Annotated in this window: 17 protein-coding genes; 10 read left to right on the plus strand and 7 right to left on the minus strand. The window is 65.1% G+C overall.

The window, feature by feature from the left end:
- Positions 1-158 precede the first annotated feature (158 nt).
- Both ACQP1O_RS18025 and ACQP1O_RS18030 read left to right on the plus strand, forming a co-directional pair.
- On the plus strand, positions 159-1,319 hold the full coding sequence (locus ACQP1O_RS18025) for a hypothetical protein (protein ID WP_433566911.1): 1,161 nt from the start codon (positions 159-161) through the stop codon (positions 1,317-1,319).
- 7 nt (positions 1,320-1,326) lie between these two features.
- Positions 1,327-2,187: an immunity 49 family protein gene (locus ACQP1O_RS18030; protein WP_433566912.1), complete on the plus strand. Its 861-nt coding sequence runs from the start codon at positions 1,327-1,329 to the stop codon at positions 2,185-2,187.
- A gap of 110 nt (positions 2,188-2,297) precedes the next feature.
- Here the strand turns inward: ACQP1O_RS18030 and ACQP1O_RS18035 are convergent, their stop codons facing one another.
- The 3 genes from ACQP1O_RS18035 to ACQP1O_RS18045 form a co-directional block, all read right to left on the minus strand.
- A complete protein-coding gene (locus ACQP1O_RS18035) occupies positions 2,298-2,738 on the minus strand; it encodes a helix-turn-helix domain-containing protein (protein WP_433566913.1) in 441 nt (146 codons plus the stop codon).
- Positions 2,735-2,968, minus strand: a complete 234-nt coding sequence (locus ACQP1O_RS18040) for a helix-turn-helix domain-containing protein (protein WP_433567719.1) — start codon at positions 2,966-2,968, stop codon at positions 2,735-2,737. Before ACQP1O_RS18040 ends, ACQP1O_RS18035 begins: the two co-directional genes overlap by 4 nt.
- Before the next feature lie 132 nt (positions 2,969-3,100).
- The gene (locus tag ACQP1O_RS18045; protein ID WP_433566914.1) at positions 3,101-5,755 is read right to left on the minus strand and encodes a TOTE conflict system archaeo-eukaryotic primase domain-containing protein; all 2,655 of its coding nucleotides are present in this window, start codon (positions 5,753-5,755) and stop codon (positions 3,101-3,103) included.
- Between the two features lie 768 nt (positions 5,756-6,523).
- On the opposite strand from ACQP1O_RS18045, the gene ACQP1O_RS18050 reads away from it, so the two are divergent.
- Complete coding sequence (locus ACQP1O_RS18050; protein WP_433566915.1) at positions 6,524-6,721, plus strand: hypothetical protein; 198 nt, start codon at positions 6,524-6,526, stop codon at positions 6,719-6,721.
- A gap of 191 nt (positions 6,722-6,912) precedes the next feature.
- Here the strand turns inward: ACQP1O_RS18050 and ACQP1O_RS18055 are convergent, their stop codons facing one another.
- Positions 6,913-7,212: a hypothetical protein gene (locus ACQP1O_RS18055; RefSeq protein WP_433566916.1), complete on the minus strand. Its 300-nt coding sequence runs from the start codon at positions 7,210-7,212 to the stop codon at positions 6,913-6,915.
- Positions 7,213-7,481: 269 nt separating this feature from the next.
- Here ACQP1O_RS18055 and ACQP1O_RS18060 point away from each other — a divergent pair, with 269 nt between their 5' ends.
- Entirely contained in the window at positions 7,482-8,060 is a 579-nt protein-coding gene (locus tag ACQP1O_RS18060) for an ADP-ribosyltransferase (protein WP_433566917.1), read from the plus strand.
- The gene (locus ACQP1O_RS18065; protein WP_433566918.1) at positions 8,060-8,206 is read left to right on the plus strand and encodes a hypothetical protein; all 147 of its coding nucleotides are present in this window, start codon (positions 8,060-8,062) and stop codon (positions 8,204-8,206) included. The genes ACQP1O_RS18060 and ACQP1O_RS18065 overlap by 1 nt, the downstream gene beginning before the upstream one ends.
- An 814-nt stretch (positions 8,207-9,020) precedes the next feature.
- Here the strand turns inward: ACQP1O_RS18065 and ACQP1O_RS18070 are convergent.
- Positions 9,021-9,611, minus strand: coding sequence for a TetR/AcrR family transcriptional regulator (locus tag ACQP1O_RS18070; RefSeq protein ID WP_433566919.1), 591 nt, complete (start codon positions 9,609-9,611; stop codon positions 9,021-9,023).
- Between the two features lie 122 nt (positions 9,612-9,733).
- Between ACQP1O_RS18070 and ACQP1O_RS18075 the strand changes: the two genes are divergently transcribed.
- The gene (locus tag ACQP1O_RS18075; protein WP_433566920.1) at positions 9,734-10,699 is read left to right on the plus strand and encodes an SDR family oxidoreductase; all 966 of its coding nucleotides are present in this window, start codon (positions 9,734-9,736) and stop codon (positions 10,697-10,699) included.
- A gap of 122 nt (positions 10,700-10,821) precedes the next feature.
- Here the strand turns inward: ACQP1O_RS18075 and ACQP1O_RS18080 are convergent, their stop codons facing one another.
- Positions 10,822-12,033, minus strand: coding sequence for a sensor histidine kinase (locus ACQP1O_RS18080; protein WP_433566921.1), 1,212 nt, complete (start codon positions 12,031-12,033; stop codon positions 10,822-10,824).
- Positions 12,034-12,256: 223 nt separating this feature from the next.
- Here ACQP1O_RS18080 and ACQP1O_RS18085 point away from each other — a divergent pair, with 223 nt between their 5' ends.
- On the plus strand, positions 12,257-12,577 hold the full coding sequence (locus ACQP1O_RS18085) for a YbjQ family protein (RefSeq protein ID WP_433567720.1): 321 nt from the start codon (positions 12,257-12,259) through the stop codon (positions 12,575-12,577).
- 619 nt (positions 12,578-13,196) lie between these two features.
- Here ACQP1O_RS18085 and ACQP1O_RS18090 read toward each other — a convergent pair.
- Positions 13,197-13,541, minus strand: a complete 345-nt coding sequence (locus tag ACQP1O_RS18090; RefSeq protein ID WP_433566922.1) for a hypothetical protein — start codon at positions 13,539-13,541, stop codon at positions 13,197-13,199.
- A gap of 76 nt (positions 13,542-13,617) precedes the next feature.
- Between ACQP1O_RS18090 and ACQP1O_RS18095 the strand changes: the two genes are divergently transcribed.
- The 3 genes from ACQP1O_RS18095 to ACQP1O_RS18105 all read left to right on the plus strand — a co-directional run bounded on the left by ACQP1O_RS18095 (position 13,618) and on the right by ACQP1O_RS18105 (position 15,914).
- Entirely contained in the window at positions 13,618-13,929 is a 312-nt protein-coding gene (locus ACQP1O_RS18095) for an ArsR/SmtB family transcription factor (RefSeq protein WP_433566923.1), read from the plus strand.
- The gene (locus ACQP1O_RS18100; RefSeq protein ID WP_433566924.1) at positions 13,926-14,465 is read left to right on the plus strand and encodes an SRPBCC domain-containing protein; all 540 of its coding nucleotides are present in this window, start codon (positions 13,926-13,928) and stop codon (positions 14,463-14,465) included. Before ACQP1O_RS18095 ends, ACQP1O_RS18100 begins: the two co-directional genes overlap by 4 nt.
- 930 nt (positions 14,466-15,395) lie before the next feature.
- Positions 15,396-15,914, plus strand: a complete 519-nt coding sequence (locus ACQP1O_RS18105) for a hypothetical protein (RefSeq protein ID WP_433566925.1) — start codon at positions 15,396-15,398, stop codon at positions 15,912-15,914.
- The last annotated feature ends 113 nt before the right edge of the window (positions 15,915-16,027 follow it).

Genomic DNA, 16,027 nt, shown 5'->3' on the forward strand with positions numbered 1-16,027 from the left:
CAAAGAGGGTGGCAAGTGGCGCTATACCCGATAACCGGAATGTCCCTTCGGCGGTCGACCCTGCCGCGAGTGCTGGCGATGGTGCTCGCGGCCATCGTCGCCCTTGTTCTGGGCCCCTCCCACGTCGCCTCCGCCCAGCCCGGCGGGCCCGCGGACTGTTGCAGCTCCTCGCCGAAGAGCAGGCGTGGGAACAGCAAGCCGACACGCACAACAACGCGGCACCGACCATCGACAACACCAATGTCGCCGCGGTCGACACCTACAACACCGAAGCCGACCAGCTCGAATCGGAAGGTGCCGCGATCCAGGCGAAGGCGCAGTCGTGCTTCCTTTCTGGCGCCAACGCGGCACCGGCGCCCTCGCAGTCCGCCAAGCCCAGCGGCGACAAGCAGACGCCCTCGACGTCCGCGGTGGCCGCCCCCTCCGCACCGCGCGCACCGCCGGGACCGACCGAGGTCGAACTCCGCAACCTACCGCTGACGGACGAGATCAAAGATCCGCTCTGCCAAGCCGCCTACTACAACCTCTACCCTTCGCTGGGTGAGTTCCGGCGCAAGGGCGCCCACGCCGTCGACTTCAACGGTCTCTCGGTTCCGCAGATCCAGTTGAACTCTGCGACAAACCAATACGAGATCGTCGATGAGAACCTCGTCGGTGCCACCTTCAAACCCGGCACCGAGAAGAAACAACCTGCCGGCATCCAACTCCGCGTGGACGCCATGCGCGACGTGGTCAAACGGTACATGTCCGTCCAACTCGTGCAGGCGCTGTCCGCGAAGGCCGATAGCGAGAAAGCCGCCACGGGCAAGGTCAGTGATCAAACCGCCTCCGATCTGACCAATGCGTATGTCGCGCAACGGGATGCGGGAGAAGGGCTGGGCCACATCGCTGGCAAGCAGTACCTGGACGACAGGTATCCGTCCAGCGACTACAACGTCAACTTGATCAGCGATCCGGCACGCGCCGGCCCCGGCAGCTTCGACAAGGTTTACGAAGTCATCGACAGGGCCACCGGCAAAACCAAGATCGTGATCGTGGAGGAGAAGGGCCCCCAGGCACGGCTCGGCTCGCGTATCGGCGACGACGCGAAGCGGTACGAGCAGGGCTCCGGCGGCTACTACCGCGCCATCATCACGGAAATGGCCAACAACGGAACCCCGATCGAGCGCAGCCTGGCCAATAGGCTGCTCACGACGAACCCCGCTGACCTCGAGTACGTTCTGGTCCGCGCCCGTGTCCAGGACCTGAAGAAGAACGGACAAGTCGTCGGCGAACAGTACGGTGGATACGCCTGCAAGACCTTCGACCTAGGGATGTGAGCCAGCTGTGACCGAGGTTGTGCCACGGCACGCAATCGACGCCGAGACCTTCGAAGGCCGCGCGGACGAATACCGGGGATACCTCGGCGACCACATCCCACGCCTCCCGGAACGACCCGACAACCTGTTCTTCGTCAAGACACTCGCACGGGCACTACTCGGTGCTCTGCTCATCGATGACCCGACCGCCGACTCAGCCGCGACCGTGAAGGCTGCACAGCTCGCTGAGCAGGCCGCGACGGGATTGTTCTGGGTAACCGATGGTTTCGTCACCGGCGAGCGCGATACGGTCGGTCTGCGGTTCGGCGACGAGGTCTACCAGGTACCGACCGGACCCAACCAGGCCGCGGACACCGGGCGCTGGCTCACCGCCTTCTGGTGGGCGACCATCGCCCGCGACACCGAAGCCGGCGACATGCTCGCTGGATACCCCGTCGAGCGTTTACGCGACACCGGCGACGGGGGAGTCGCCGACGAATTCCAGTACGAGTGGGTCGATCTCCTCCAAGCAGCCTGGCGCGAGGACCCGAGCCGCCTGGCAGACCGCGCACGGGGACTCGATACCACCAGCAAGATCGGTGCCCAGACGGTCATCGACCATCTGATCAGGCCCACGATCGACGTCTTCGCCGCGATAGCCGCCAGCGACGAGAAGGCTTTCACCAAAGAGCTGGTGAAAGCCTTGAAACGGCATCGGAAGTACTTCGACACCGCCAAACGACGCGGCGGCCCAGACGGATTCTTCTCGGTCCCGCTACTCGCCCTCACCTGCTGGGCACACGACCGCGGCATGAGCATCGACGTCGAATCCGAGTACATCCCACGGCGATTCGTCGAGCTCCCGAACTGGCTGCAATCCTTGGAATGACCCAAATGATGTGTATGGGATCCGAGCTGCCCTCCGGCACACGTTCGATGGCGGGGCAGGCCATCGCGTTGGAACGAAAGGGCGCCGAGGGCGCACACTGGGCATTGGGGCTATTCGTAGGTATCGCGGAACGCGACCGCGCCCTCGTGCGCGAGGGTGACCACGGCCGGGTCGAGGGCGGTGACGATCGAGCGAACGGTGTTGTAGGACACCGGAACCCACCCCTGGGCGGTGGCGATCTGGGCGGCTCGGCGGGTGATCGCCGCCAGCGACGAGCGCGGACGGCGCAGCGCCATCCCTTCGATCAGGCGAATCAGGTCCGGATGAGCGCGCCGCTCACCCGGGCGGCGCCGGTCCGGGGCGAGCCCGGCCAGGCCGCCGGTGCGGTAGCGGTGCAGCCATCGTTGCGCGGTGCGCAGCGGCACACCGGCGTCGGCCGCAGCGCGGGTGAGGGGCACCCCGTCCTCGAGATGGGGCCGCAGCACCCGCCCGCGGTGCATCGCTCGTGCGCGGTCCGCGTCGGTCAATCCGGTCAATGCGACCGTGCTCACGCCTCCATTCTCGCTGTGGCAGCGGTGAGATGCCGGTAAATGGGGGGGCGGGTGACGCCGAACTCGGCTGCGATCTGCTCGACGGTGTAGCGGCGCTTGCCGCGCTCGTCGTACATCTGCCGCGCCAGATCCACCTGGCGGGGTCCGAGTTTGGGTTTCTGCCCGCCGGTGCGCCCGCGGGGCCGGAGGTAGGGCAGGCCGGTCGTTGGCTCGCCAGTGAGCGCCAGCAGATCGAAAAGAAGTTGCGGGGCCCTCGATCAACCCGTTCTTGACTGGGCGCTCAGGCGGTAATCGCAACACGTCTATCAAGGGGGATTCAGCCGGCAGCTGTCGGCGTCTGTGTGCGAAGCACCAGGGTTTGGCTACCGGTTACGCCATGCCTCCCAGATTCGTTCGGGCACTCGACCTTTCGGGGAAACTGACAGGCCGTTCGCGATGGCCCAAGCGCGGACTTCGGACGACGTAGACACCGCGGATTCGCTGCTCTGCGGTGTGGTCGGCAGTGGGGGTGCGGGGTCGACAGTCGAACTATCGGGGGCGGTGGCCGACGGTGCCTTGTGAGCTGCAGTCGATGTAGTGGCGGGCAGTTCGGTGGGGGTGATCGTGGTGAAGCCGCGTGAGTGCAGTGTTGCGCGGCGTTTGCGGTACATGCGTTGCAGGACCGGGACGCCATCGTCGCGGTAGTCGTGGGCTTCGACGTGCTCTTTGCGGGCTTCGGTGTGGCGCATGATCCGCCCGACCTGCTGGATGACTGGGGTTTTGAACGCGATCGGCGTGGCCAGGAACACCGTGTCGAGCCGGGGAGCGTCGAAGCCTTGGCCGATGAGTTTGTCGATGGCCAGTAGCACGATCGGTTGTCCATCGTTACCATCGGCCACCGCGCGCAGCACACGGCTGCGTTCGGCGCGAGGCATGCGGCCGTAGAGTTGCAGCGCGGTGATGCCGTGAGAGTCGAGTGTTCGGCCGAGGTCGGTGAGGTGCTCGATGCGGTTGGTGAGCGCCAGGACACAGCGACCGCGCGCGACGGCGTCGGCGATGTCGGCGGCGATTTGCTTGGTACGGACTGTGTCTCGGGCGAGCTGGTTGTAGATTTCGGCGATCGTCGCGGTGTCGGTGCCGGATTCGTTGGTGGTGAATGTCGTGGTGTGCACGATGTGGTATTTGGCGAAGGTGGTGGTGTCGATGATCTCATGGCGAATCGGCCCGCACTGCATGGTGATGATTGGATCCATCTGATCGGCCCGATACGGCGTAGCCGACAATCCAATCCACCGAGGGATCCTCGCTCGCCCCATCGCGGCGGCGGCTGCGGGGGCTCCCACCGAATGACATTCGTCGAAGACAGCCAGTCCATACCCATCGAGCAGATCCGGTGATGCGTCGCGGTGCGACAGCGTCTGCAGCATGACGACGTCGACGACATGATGGCGACGGTCTCTCCCGGCCCCGGCCGAACCAACGCGGCCCTCGCCAAGATCGAGGAACTCCTCAAGGCGTTCGCCCCATTGGTTCGCCAGCTCGGTCCGGTTGACGATCACCACTGTCGGGGTGCGGTAGTTGGCGATCAGCGCGCACGCCATTACCGTCTTGCCGGATCCGGGTGGGGCGACGAGGACACCGCAGTCATGGCCGATCATGGCTTGCACTGCGCTGGTTTGAGTTTCGGTGAGAATCCCGGTGAAGGTGGCGGTGATCGTGGCCGGCTCGCGCAGCCGGCTCTCGATCTCGAGGACACCACCGGCTTGCGCGATGAGTGAAGCTGCTTCCTCGGCGACACCCCGCGGCAACCGCAACCAGCCCGGATCGGACGCGTCGAAGCAGCATACGAGCCGCGGTGTATTCCACGTGCTGAATCGTTGGGCTTGCCTCCGATAGAACTCTGGGTTATGAAACGCGGCAAGATGTTTCAGCGCAGCCAACAGCTTCGCCGACAGACCCTCGGTTGCGATCGATAGCATCGCATCCATCTGCGCCCGCACTTGTGCTGGTGCAGGGCCGAGTTGGGTGCGTCGAGGTTTGGGACCCAGTTCGGAGGCCAAGGCCACCGGTCCGGCCGTCACCGCACCGTTCGCAGTGACCAGATCGTCGAGCGCTGAGGGCGTGAGCCGCCGCACGGCGGACAATAGTGCGAATTGATCACGGGGCGCGGTCCAGGTGCCGGGGGTGCAGAACACAGTAGTGCCCGCCAACCGTGACGGGCCGTGCAGTGGCAGCGCGATGAGATTGCCGAACTTCAGGTCCCCGTTGGCTTTGACCGGCGCGAAATCCTGCGTCGGAAACAACCGGTCATAGCTGGCCAGCGCCATCTGGCCGCGGCGGTCGATGGCGTTGCGTAGCAACACCGTTCCCAGCGCCCGCGCCTTGGCTGCGGAAACCGGTGCGGTGAAGAATGTCCACACATGCGCGCCGGCACCGGAACGAGAAATCTCAGCGTAAGCGGGCACCCCGACCTCCGCACACGTAGCGAGGTAGGCTTCCGCGTCGCGGCGCCAGTCGGCACTCTCGTCCTTGCCGTCGAAATCGCAGACCAGCAGCCAGGTTCGGTCGTCGGTGGTGAGTGGATACAGGCCTACGTGGCGGTCCTTTTCTCCTGCGGGCTGCTTTTCGAGATGCTTCTGCACGGCATCGTCGGTCAGGGGCAAGAACACCCGCGGTGCACCGTTCTGGCGCGAGTAACGATCCGTCTCGTCCGGACTCCACCCGACCTTCCCGTTCCTCTTGCTCACCCACCGGTAGGCGTAGACGTCCTCACGGCCCCGGAATAATGTCCGAAACAGCGCGATCTTCTCCGTCCCTGGCGACTGGCCGTTGACGCAGGGCAGCGAATGCTCGTCCGGCTCCGACATCGCAGGCAATATGGCGGGGACCCCGTGGCCGCCACCGACCGGGTCGGTAGTGGCGAGCAGGGCTTGCAACCGTTCGATGCGCCCCGCCAGCACACCGATGTAGGCCTCGGCGGCGCCGAGCAGTCGGCGCAGTTCGTGAGGGTCATAGCAGTCGGACCAGTCAGTCACCACACCGGAATGATCCACAGAAAGCGCCTCGACTGTTCAGCGAATCCGAAACCAAGCCATCGGTTTGAGTCGTCGGATATTCCGACTTCTCCAAGGCGGCGGCTGGTGCGAGTGGGATGCCGCCTTGATCCAGCGGCTGCCCTCCTCCGGTTGGTGTGAATGATGATCGCCGCGCAGGCGCCAGCGGCGGAGCTTTGACATCCTCCCTGTCCGCTCCCAGCGCCGGCGGACCGTCGCGTCGGTCACCGCACCGCATTCGACCTCGGAACCGGCACGGGAACGGGAAGCGCCAACTACCGGCCGACATCGTCGTAGCGACCACCACATCGAATGTCTCTGGCCAGCTCGAATCCCCGGATCGCTCCACATTGAAGTGCACGATCTGGTCGGCCCGCACCCAACCGCGGTTGCAGGTCACCACCCCCCATCCCGACATTCTTACCGACCCCACCGACATACCCCGCCGAAACCCGCTCTGCACCAGCCGATTACGCATGAGTTCGGGCCGGACGTGACCGGTGTCGGAAACGGGTGTCACGATCTGATTCCGCGTCCCGTGGGGAATCACGGCGTCCAGCCCACCGTCATCCTGTCCATCACGTCGAACAGGTACTGACCGTCCAAGGCGTTGTGAGCGTGTTCGGCGTGCTGGCGCTCAAGCGGTACTCACTGTTGCGGCAGGCCTCGGGGTCGCCGCGTGTGGGAGGGCCGACCGCGCCCGCGGCGACCCTGCCGCGGATCTCACGCTGATCAATACCCCAATTGCATACTTTGGACCGGCAGCACCTGGTCGCGAGCATGGTCGCGATTCGGGAGGGGACGATCGTCGCCGTGGATGACGAGCCAGGCCGATGGCGCGGTAATCACACCGAAATCATCGATCTGGCAAGCGGATTCGTCACTTCAGGCTTGGTCGACGGCTCCGTTCATGAGAAGTACGGCGACGTGTTCGACACCCGGTACACATAGGAAACAAGAGGGCTTCGGTGATCGGTATGGGGCAGTACCGTATTCGAAGCAGGAAGCGCGGCCCGGGAGTGTGTGCACCCGTCGGGCCGCCGACTTTTGGTCTTGGGCGAGCTGCGCTGCTCGGCCAAACCATGTACGCACGCGGTGGTCGGCCTCCAGCGCACATGGTTCACTCCTTTGACATCGAACAGTCATGCGATGTCGTGATCGGAGCGGTGCCGCTGATCTGTGTTGCGGCGGCTGGGCCGCAAGAGGGTGAGTTCGGTGGGGGAGAACGCAAGCGCATCGGTCGATCCTGCGGGTCGTACCCGCAAGTAGTCGGGTTCGGCGGGATCGGCGAGCGCAACGACCTTCCCGGATCGACCTTCGGCGATACCGACCGCGTCGGCGGTGAACCAGACGGTGGGTGCTCGGCCCGCGGTGAGTTCTGTGGCGAGTCGCTGAATCTCCTTGTCGGACAGCGAACTCGATGCGGTAGGACGAGGGGGCATGGCGCGCTCCGGGGCGGGGTGTAGCGGTCGGTTACTCCTGAGCATGCCGGAGGCCGCGGTTGCGTGCATCTCGTTGCTGGCGGCCGGGTGCGGAGTGCGAGGTGCGGCGGGACGGTTTTCCCGGCGTGATCGCCTGTAGTGCAGCGGATTCGAGATTCTTGACTCGACTACCGATTGACCGGCTGTGGCCGATGGCTCCGGCACTGTTCCTCGACTTCAGGGTTTCGCCGGATTGCTGAATCGGGCCAGTGATAGGCCACAATCCGGGTGTGACAGATGAGGGCGGCGACGAGTATGGATTCGACGAGATTCCGCTGGCTGAAACAGCACTGGCGGGACAGCGGCACGACCGGCTGACCGTCAGTGAAGCCGACGTCATCCACGCCTACACGTACAACGCGCACGACGACATCAACAAGTCGTTGTGGGGTCAGATCGAGATGACGCCGACCAACGAGCGCCGCATACGCCTGATTAGATCAGGGCTCGCGAAATATCCGCTCGAGACCGCGGTCCGCGTCACCCGCGAAGCCGAGGCCGCGGAGTACGGCATCGTCGATGAGGACTCGTTGTACTCCTTGATCGATGAGGACATCATTCACCACGGGTTCCTGTCGACCTCCGGTTCAGCCAACCCGCCGCACTCGTACACGCGTGTCAACCCGGTGATCTTGGACTTGATCGTTCAGGCCGGTGTCCCGGCCCTGCGCCTGGGGGACCTCGCCGAGGAGCCCGCGGAGCGAGAAGTCCTGGTGATCGACGCGCGCACCCTCTTCGTCGTTGGCGTCGAGTGGGACGAGGCGCGTAGCATGTGGCGAATCAAGGCAATTGTGCGAGGAGGCGAGTGATGAGTGCGTTGACGCAGGGAACAATGCGTGTCACCCGGGTGAAACTCACTCCGGAGCAGATTGCCGAGCGCCGCCGGGAGGCCGAGGCAATCTTGGGCCGCAAGCTGCCGCACCGCACCGCACCGCCCAGCGCGGCCAAGGCATAGCGTCAGCCGACAGTCCAGATGTCACCAGCGACGGCGTTGTTCGCGAACACCAGAGCGCCCACAGCGGCGCCGTCGTTGAAGTTCTGGTCAGATGCTGGCCGTGCACGAGTGCGCGGAGGGGGAGGGGGTGCACCAATTTTGCTGCACCTGAAGGTCTTTCACAGTCCCGAAGATCAACTTCGGCACGAGCGGTGGGGTGCGATGCTATGTCCCGACCGGCGGAGGACGGTCCACGAGACGACTGGCGAAAGGTGACGCTCAGCGTAGGGACACCGCGGGATGATCGAGGGCATCGGGACGTAGACGGAGACTCCGCCGTGCGCCTGCGCGCGCCGATCGGTAGCTCACTTCCGGCGCGACCAAATCCGTTGCACCGGAAGCGCATTCACTCGATCGGTGGAAACCGAGCACACTCACCCATTGCACTGAGTGGTCACAATATGGCCCTCGTCGTGCAAGCCCTGTGAGCTTCCGGCAGGCGAAATGGTCATCGTGTGCAGATCGTCGAGGGCGGCCTGCCGCAAACGGTGGATCCATACCTAAACTACGGTACCGTAGGTTAGGCCACTATGGTCGCGTTGATGTGACGGATCCTCCTGTTGCACACGCGTTCTGGGTGATGGGCTGAACGCCGCTGGCGACATCGCCGCTGGACCTGGACTGCGCCGACCCGATCCCTGGTCGGGGTCCGCCGGTGTGCGGTGGCGGGACGGGTAGTTGCACCGTGACGCGGAGGCCCCCAGCGTCCCGGGGGGTGAGGGTGGCACGTGATGTAAGCCCACCCGTGGCGTTCGAGGACCGCGGACGGGCCCGGTCAGTGTTCGGAGCCTGCCTGTATCGGCGCATCGGCCGTGCAGAGGGTGCGCAGGTCGTGGAAGGCTCGGGAGAGATGCGCGTCCAGACCGTCCGCGGGGTCAGCGATCCAGGCTTGGACCGCGTGTTGATAGGCGGCCCAGCCGGTCCGGGCGGCCAGGCCGGCCGGGCCGGCATCGATACCACGTTGTCTCAGCGCCTCCGCCACGGCATCGGTGAGCCATGCATGCTTGGCCAACTCGCGTTCGCGCAGTGCCGGGGTCACCGCGATGACTTTCCACCGCGGATCGGAGAACGGGCGGTTGCGTTCCAAATTCCGAGCGGATTCCCGGAACGCGCACAGCAGTACCTCGAACGGGCGCAGTCCCTGGGGCGCTTCGGCAACCGCCTGCATCAGCGCGGTGCGTAGGTCGGCTTCGCCGTCGAAGAGCACCTCGCGCTTGTCGGGGAAGTGCCGGAAGAAGGTGCGCTCGTTGACCCCGGCCCGGGCGGCGATCTCTGCCGCTGTGGTCCGGTCGAACCCTCGTTCCAGGTAAAGCTCCAGGGCCGCCTGTTGCAGGCGGCGACGCACCTCTGCTCCGCTTCGTGGCATTGTCCGAGCCTATCGCGATCTGTCAGTGACTGGCATCAAGTTGCGCCAGTTACTGGCGCTACGCGTAGAGTCAGTGACTGGCGCTACTTAGCGCCAGTGAATGGCGTCAAAATGGAGGTTCCATGCATGTCTTCGTCACCGGGGGCTCCGGTCAGACCGGACCTACTGTCGTCACCGAGCTCATCGCGGCCGGTCACACCGTGATCGGCCTGGCCCGGTCGGAGGTCGCGGCCGCCCGGCTGGAATCGTTGGGCGCGACACCGCATCGCGGCTCGCTGGACGACCTGGACAGCCTGCGTCGTGGCGCGGCAGCCGCCGACGGCGTCGTGCACATGGCCTACGGGGGCGACTACGCAGATCCGGATGACCTCATCCGTCGCGACTGCGCCGCGATCGAGGCGCTCGGGCAGACGCTGGCCGGGTCCGGCAAGCCGCTCGTCAGCACCTCGGGCACCTTGGTAACCAGGGCCGGGCAGGTCAGCACCGAACAGGAGGCACCGGACCCTGATTCGGTCGCCGCGTTCCGCATCGCGGGCGAGCAAGCCTGTCTGAGTCTTGCAGGGTTGGGTGTGCGAGCCAGCGTCGTGCGACTCGCGCCGACCGTGCACGGACCCGGCGACTACGGGTTCATTCCGGCTCTCATCGCGGCCGCGCGCAGGGCAGGCGTCTCGGCCTACATCGGCGACGGCACCAATCGGTGGCCGGCGGTCCACCGCACCGACGCTGCGGTCTTGTTCCGGTTGGCGCTGGAGAAGGCTCCCGCTGGCAGCGTGCTCCACGGCGTCGGCGAAAGCGCGATCACGATCAGGAGCATCGCGGAGCAGATCGCGCACGTGCTCGAGATCCCCACCGCTTCGCTGACCCTCGAACAGGCCGCAGCGCATCTCGGGAACCCGTTCCTGGCCCGATTCTTCTCCCTCGACGTCCCGGTCTCCAGCGAGCACACCCGAGCGCTGCTCGGGTGGGCACCGGAACACGCGACACTGCTCGACGACCTGCGGACCGGCGACTACTTCACTCCACAGGCCAGCATCCGGGCCGAACAGGTCTGGCTGCCGCACGGCTCGCACGAGCGCAGCCACAGCTGACCTGCTCCATGTAGGCGCTGAGCTGCCTGAGAAACGAAGCCCCGAACGCGATCCAGCCCTGACAGGCGTTGTCGACGATCACGACCCGGATCGGGTGATCCCCGTTCGGTAGGGCTCGATCCTCAGCCCGTATGGGGTAGTTCCTCGCGGGCAGTGGTCCAGGGTAGTTGTGCGTACAGCCGGAAGCCGCCGTCCGGGGTCGCACCGTATTGCAGTGTGCCGCCGATCAATTCGGTGCGCTCGGTCAGTCCGAGCAGACCGAATCCGGAGTGGGGGAAAGTTGTGGTAGCACCATCGATTCCGGTGTTCAGGACGGTAACCGTGAGCTCGATGCCTGCGGTGCCCGATAGCGTCACTCGAACCCGTTCGCCCGGAGCGTGTTTGCGTACGTTGGTCAGCCCCTCCTGCACGATGCGGTACGCGGTGCGTGCACTGGCCATCGGCACGTCCTCGGTGACAGTGTCGGTGAGAGTGATATCGAGGCCGGAGTCGCGGGCCTCGGCGATCAGGGCGGGCAGCGCTGCGAGGGTCGGTTGTGGGGGTTCCGGCGTGGTGCTGCCGCTGGCGATCATCTCCTGCGCGCGCAGCACGCCGAGGATGTCGCGGAGTTCCTCGAGCGCCTCGTGTGAGTTATCGGCGATGGCCTTGGCGGTGGCGGTGACCTCCTGCGGGGTCAGGTCGGCGCGGAAGCCGAGCACCCCGGCGTACATGGCCACCACCGATATTCGGTGTGCGAGGACATCGTGCATCTCGCGTGCGATGCGATGGCGTTCCATGATGCGGGCTTCGGCGGCGCGGGCGTGCTGTGCGTATTCGGCGGTCTCGGCTCGTTCCTGCAGCGACCGCACCAGCTCGCGGCGCGCACCGATCGCGAATCCGAAGGCGATGAGCCCGCTCATGCTCACCGCTATCAGCCCGAGGCCGTACCAGAGCGATTCGCGTCCCTGCGACGACGGGTACAGCAGGCTGGTGGCCATGCCGGTGAGCACCGCGAACACTCCGACCGGAATCGTTTCGCGGAATCGCCTGCGGGTGGCCAGGGAGCACAGCGCGAGCAGGGACGCACCCGCGGCGAACGCGGAGACCGTGGACAGCGCGATCACGATCACGGCGATGGCGATCGGGTTGCGGCGCCGCCAGGACACGAGCACCAGGCATCCGACCGCGAGGATCGGATCGCCGATCCGCATCCAAGCCAGAACCGTCGGATTCGTATCGGCGGGCAGGCCGGCGTGGGTGACCAGCCAGACGATCACCCCGATGAGCGTCGCGGACAACAGGCGCCAGCACTGCTGCCACCCGCTCAGCCGTGCGGCTGCCGTGTCCGCCTTCATGGATCCGACTGTATACAGCCGAACCCGCGATTCCGGGCCGTCGCGACCTGAGAAGGACGCAGGTCGAGACCAAAGTATGAGACGGATCGAGCCCGGTGGGTGACGCCACCGCAGACCCGTGTATCGCACTATCGAGAGGGCAATTACGAATGCAGCACGAATATAGGAGACCACCGTGAGCAGCAGCGAAGTCTATGCAAGCACTCGACCGGGCACCGGCGACATCGTAGTCAGCACGATGAACGATCTGCCCGGCTACGAGGTTGTGGAAGTCATCGGGGACATCTTCGGGCTGACCGTGCGCAGCCGGCACCTGGGCTCGCAGCTCGGCGCGGGTCTGAAGTCGATGTTCGGCGGTGAGCTCAAGGGGATGACGAAGATGCTGCAGGACAGCCGAATCGAGGCCCGCGAGCGGCTACTCGAAGCCGCCGCGCAGGAGGGCGCGAACGCGATTCTGGCGATGCGATTCGACGCCAACGACTTCGCCGATCTCGGCCAGGAGATTTGCGCATACGGGACCGCAGTGCGGGTGCGCAAGCTGTAGCAGGACCACGCCCAAGGGGTGCTCAACAGCTCAGGAATCCGGTTCGTGCCTACCATATGACAGGGGCGGGCAAGCATCACCCAGGTCGGCCACGGACCCGATCAGAACTACCGCGCCAGCGAGCACCAGAACAGCGCCACGTCTGTCGGCAGTCGCCGCGTTCGGTCGCGGAAATTCCTTCGCCAGCAGGGTGTTTCCCTTGCTGCCACTTGATCGAGTTGCCCTCGTGATCAGGATATTCAAGCGGTGCATCCGCGCCTATCGGGCGAAACCCCGATTTCCTGCAGGAGCCGGGCTTTGCCCAGTGGAGGTGTACATGGCACTGGTCGTGGTGTGCCGCAGAGCAATTCGTCATTGATGGAGGGCTTGCGACAAGCAATCGGCGAGAGGCCGAGGGCTTGGCGCGCCTGCTTTTCGGAGGTCTTGTCGGCCTGCAGTCGTGCCCGTTCCGATTGTGGCTTTCAGCACGACTTTTCGCGAAATCGGGGCAGCGGAGCCAGTTTCCCGGCAAGAAACCGGCTGCTGCACAAGGCATCTCAGAATAGAACGCGCGCTGCGGGAGCTATTACCGCACGCCACTCAGGTGTAGTACTGATTGGGTTCGGCCAGCCCACGAGTCTTATTGCTGCAGCTCGGGAATGGGTTGTTCTTCGAGGACGACGATTTCGCACTGCTCGGCCCAGTGCAGGTGGTGGTGATCGTCGACCATTTCCAGCGCCTCGTCCATGCAGGTGGCCTGGAGGATGGACATTCCGATCACTCCACTGTCGGTCTCGGTGATTCCGGTCGGCGTGATGCGGCGCGCGTTGCCGAGAGGCTTGCCCGCGTCGACGAGGCCGACGCCGATCCGCTTGCTCCAATCCGCCCACAACTGCATGCCTTTCGCGGCTTCCGCGGGTGTGGCCTGGGCGAATCGTTCGGCGACCGAGAGGGGTGCGAGGTAGAGGACTATGTAGCGTTTCATACCCTGGACAATAGGTGACCAAAAGGTCACCTGTCAACGATCATGTGACCGATCGGTCTCGTATAGAGTGGGGCGCGTGGACGAGGACGCGGTGTTCAAGGCGCTGGCAGATCACACCCGGCGGCATCTGCTGGACGCGTTGTTCGTCAAGGACGGCCAGACGCTGACCGAGCTGGAATCCGGGTTGGAGATGACCCGGTTCGGCATCAGCAAGCATCTGCGCCTGCTCGAGGAAGCGGGCTTGGTGACGGCGGTCCGCAGCGGGCGAAAGAAGTTGCACTACCTCAATCCCGTACCGATCCGGCTGATTCACGATCGATGGATCGACAAGTTCACCGAACGGCAACTCTCGGCACTGGCCGATTTGAAGAAGGACCTGGAATCGTGAGCTTCGAGGACGTCCTCTCGCGTGCGCGCCCGGAGACGACGCAGATCCATCGCGTGATCATTACCGCACCGGCCGAGCGAATCTGGGAGGCTGTCACCGATCCCGACTGGACCGTCCGCTACGGATTCGGCGGCCGCAGCGTGATCGAACCTCGGGTCGGTGGCGCGTTTACGGTGTTCGCTCCGTCCGGACCTCGTCCGATCGACAGTGAACCGGAGATCATCATCCGCGGCACGGTCACCGACTACGACCCACCGGCGCTGTGGGGCGCACGCATACGTTTCCTCGGCGACGAAAACCTTGCTGCTGAACCGGAAACCTATCTGCGCTACGAGATTCGTGATCGCGGCGACGGCACCTGCGCCCTGACCGTCATCCACGACGTGGCCGGCGCCCCGCTCATCTCGATCATCATCTCTGGTGATCTGGAACCGGAGGGCTTCGGCGGAGGCTACCCCTTCATGCTCAGCGACCTGAAATCCCTGCTGGAGACCGGGCGGTCGCTACCCGTCACCCGCCCCGCCCGGAAGAGATGATCGCCTGAGCTGCAATCGATTTGGGTCTACAATGAGCGCGCCTCCATCGAACCTCGTCCGGGAAAGGGGCATCGGCGCCGGCCCCGAGTCACCTTTGACCCTCGGCCAAGCACGCTGAGTGAGAAGTCGATGTCCTGAAATGGCGAAAGGTGCTCTTTACTACGATAATTCGACTTGCTGAGGGTCGAAGAAGGCAGTCGACGAGCACCTTTCTGATGAGGGAGTCCAGGTCGTGATACCCGTCGCTGAAAGTTGACGGGGATGGTTTGCAGGTGATGTCGCAGGCTGGAGCGGTCGCGTTGGTACCGACCGCGGCGAGGGTGGGGCTGGATCGGGCGTTGTCCCAGGTGCTGGCATCGTGGTGGTTCCGTGCCGCAGTTCGGCAAGCTCCTTGCGTTCGGTTCTGGTCAGCCCTCGGGCCGTCTTCGTCGATCTCATTGCAGGCCAGCCGGTTCCGTAGATGGGATTCGGAAAACCTCAGGCTATTGGTGAGCCGGCCGACCGGCTTGGCGCTGCCGCGGGCGAGTTCGATCACGCGCTGCCACAACTGCGGGCCCGTGAGCCATAGGCACCCAGACTCCTTCTGGCGGTGAGTATCTCGCCAGTCCTCCGGCGGGAACTTGTTCTCGGAGAGTTTTGCGATTCGCTTGCGAAGCCACGCGCATCGAGCTAATTTGGTCGCACGTCCAGGTGATCTCTGGGGCCAGCGCTCCCATTGATCTGAGAGGGGGGCCTCCTTGGTGCCAGTCCGGGTGACACCCGTGCAGTGGTGCGGCGCAGCCTCTCGGTGATTGCCGGGACGAAACATCCTCGGTACTCGAACTTGCCTGTCCCGCAGAGTAATCGAGCAGTGGGCGTAGCGGCGGAGTGGCAAGCAACCGCCGGGCCCGTGCGTCATGTTCCGCAAGAGCCACACGAGAGCAGCCTTCAATGCGTTACACCATTCTGATCACCGCTACCATCGGCATCGCACTCGCTTTAGGGGCCGGACCCGCCGCAGCCGCGCCGCTCACGGTGGAAGGTCCGGGCGTGACCCCGCCGGACGCCACTACCGCTGTGGCTCTGCCACCGGGCGCGGCCTGCGAGCAGAGTTTCCTCAGCGGCTGGGCCAAATCGGCCGCCACTGGCTCGGTCACCGGTTCCGCGACCGGTTTCCTCGCCGGATCCTCCGCCGGACCGCAGAGCGGTTCTGCTGCTGGGCTGGCCAATGGGATTCTCAGCGCCCTGACCAGTGGTTCCGGGGGTGGACTCGCCGCCTGCGGCCTCGACGAGCTGGCCAACGATGCTCCCGACAGCTTCACCGGCTCGACCAGCGGGCCGGGGCGCGGATACCTGACAGGCTCCGCCAGTGGCTTCGCGTCCGGCTCGAGCAATGGCCTGCCGAGCGGGCTGGGTAGCAGTGTGCTCTCCGGGCTGTTCGGCGCGGTGACCAGCGGCTCGAGTCATTAGCCTCAGGGATTCGTCTCAGCTGAACCGGCAGCGGCGGTGAAATGACGAAAGGTGCTCCGAGCTGCGATGATTCGACTTGTCCAAGGTTGAATCCGCAACACCCGAGGGGCACC

It is taken from the genome of Nocardia sp. CA-151230, assembly GCF_050942175.1.
Taxonomy (GTDB): Bacteria; Actinomycetota; Actinomycetes; order Mycobacteriales; family Mycobacteriaceae; genus Nocardia.